Origin of the sequence: Segatella sinensis (assembly GCF_040095255.1) — a bacterium.
GTDB classification, from domain to species: domain Bacteria; phylum Bacteroidota; class Bacteroidia; order Bacteroidales; family Bacteroidaceae; genus Prevotella; species Prevotella sinensis.
On sequence record NZ_JBBNGE010000114.1, the window covers coordinates 1 to 2,200 of the forward strand.

At 37.7% G+C, this 2,200-nt stretch carries 2 protein-coding genes; both read right to left on the reverse strand.

Going from position 1 to position 2,200, the window contains the following annotated elements; translation table 11 throughout:
* Window positions 1-893: transposase (locus tag AAAT87_RS15265; RefSeq protein WP_431997443.1), on the reverse strand; the 893-nt coding region annotated here is incomplete at its 3' end.
* Between the two features lie 236 nt (window positions 894-1,129).
* Window positions 1,130-2,092: a CfxA family broad-spectrum class A beta-lactamase gene (locus tag AAAT87_RS15270; RefSeq protein WP_118066940.1), complete on the reverse strand. Its 963-nt coding sequence runs from the start codon at window positions 2,090-2,092 to the stop codon at window positions 1,130-1,132.
* Between the last annotated feature and the right edge of the window lie 108 nt (window positions 2,093-2,200).

Consider the following 2,200-nt stretch of genomic DNA (forward strand, 5'->3'; position numbering starts at 1 on the left):
AGTTTCCACTTATCGCGAGCCTGGCAGTCCATAAGACCAGTATAGCCTTTGGCGTCACGAAAGCAAAATTCGATCTGAAACCTGGTTCTATAATAAAGAAGTACCTCTTCACCCGAAAGTGAGGTGTATGTAGAGAAGAATAGTTTCTTCTTGCCATTCGGCATCTGCCAGATGACAAGTCTAACTTTACACTTGAGTGCCTTGGAATAGGCAATCAAAGTATAAGCTGTTCCTTCTATATCTTTCATCTCCATCTTCTCCATTCGAGTGAGGTCAAGATTCTTCATATCAATCTTGCCATCCTTGGTCTTGGGGCGACCACGTTTTCCAGTACGTGGACCAGTATAGACATAAAAGAGACAAGCATTGTCACGAAAGCGGCTTATCAAAGAGAACCCTTCTTTCTTTATCCCATTAACAAATGTACTTGTAGAGAAGTAAGCATCTGCAACTATGAGGGTTGAGAGTTTGAGAAGTTCCTTGCGGTAACGCTTAATGACGCTGATATAGAAATCTACCATAGTCTTGTTTCTAAGACTCAGTTCTTTATTATTTAGCGACTGGTGGGCTCTTAACATCATGCAGTCTTTGGTATCAATATCAATGAGTCCAATACCCATGATTTCGAGACCATGTTTAACAGACTGAGCACATCCTGACCAAAAACGACCGATATGTGGTGTTTTCTTGCCAGCTTTACTGATGTAGCTGGGATCAATGGCAATAGCCCATCTTCCCTGTTTACCCAAGAAGCGCTTGGCAAGTGAGACATTAAGTTTGAGCCAATCAATGCACTTCGACTTTTTCAAGCCGAATGCGTTGCGATAGGTTTGCTCAACATGCAAGCCATACCTCCCCATTTGGGTGAAATTTATCTTTCTTGGTATTACCATGAACAAAATTATCACCTCGATGAGTATTTTCTCGAAACTTTTTGTTATCTTTGCAGCTGAATCTTCAACTGCATCTTTAAAGATATCCATATATTGGTCAAGTCCTGTATTCATGTAATATTGTATTTGTCGTGATCTACAAAGTTGCTGAAAATCAGCGACTTGACCAACTTTTTACAGTTAAGTTTTCATAAGCATTTCTTAATATAAGTTATTGATTTACAGACGATTAAATATTAATTTAACGCAGTATTGATTAATAAAGAATATACTACCGCTGATATATGCGCAACAAATTGTGACGCTTGTGATTCATTTCCCTTGAAATCCTTAACAAATACAGCTAAGGTATAGCAGACCTTATTAGGCAGACATATATAGGCTACATCATTCTGAGCTGCAAGAATACCATTTTCATTGACATAACCAGAACCTGTCTTATGTGCTATTACAACCCCTTCTTTATCAAGAAGTGGAGCTACTATCCTATCTATACCTGTTTTACATTCTTTCAATGCATTCTTAATGAAATCTTGTTTCTCATTACTGATAAGACTTTCTGTAAACAAACGATTCATCAACATTGCAGCACCAAGAGGAGATGTGTAATTAGAGTAAGCTTTGTCATGGTCAGCGGACATTTCCTCTTCTGTATAAGCTATCTGAAAACTCGAACGTGGTATGAGTTTCGCTATAAAACTGTCTGTTTGTGCAGTATTGAGCATATTCTTAAACATGATATTGCTTGCATTATTGTCGCTCTGGGAAAGAGTATAGCGCAACAGATCTCTTACTGTCAACGATATAACTGGTGCTGAATAATCTTTCATCATAGGGCTCCATGTCTTTGGATCAAGTTTTTCCCTATTTATCTTTACCAAGGTATCAAGGGAAAGGCCTTTTTTGTCAAAATCATTGCAAAGAGCTAATGCCTGATGAACCTTAAATACACTCATCATAGGATAAATGCTTTTATTATTAACACTAACCGTATCTGTGTTATTAATAATAACCGCCACACCAATTTCACCAGGACAAGCCGAGACAATCTGAGAAATGCTATCAGTCAAAACATCTGTTAATGGAGGATTCGCGCTACCTTTTGTAGCTGATTTATGGGACAATGAGAACACCAAGATGAAGATGCAAACTAAAGCTATACACAAAACTACGATTTGCTTTTTTCTGTTTTTTTTCATGTTCCTTAATTCCGCAACACTATAGTTTAATATTATTTATAAGTGCCTGAGCAACAAAAAGTTGCCCAGGATTTTGCCATGTCAGAATTTTCACTTACCTTAGTGTTG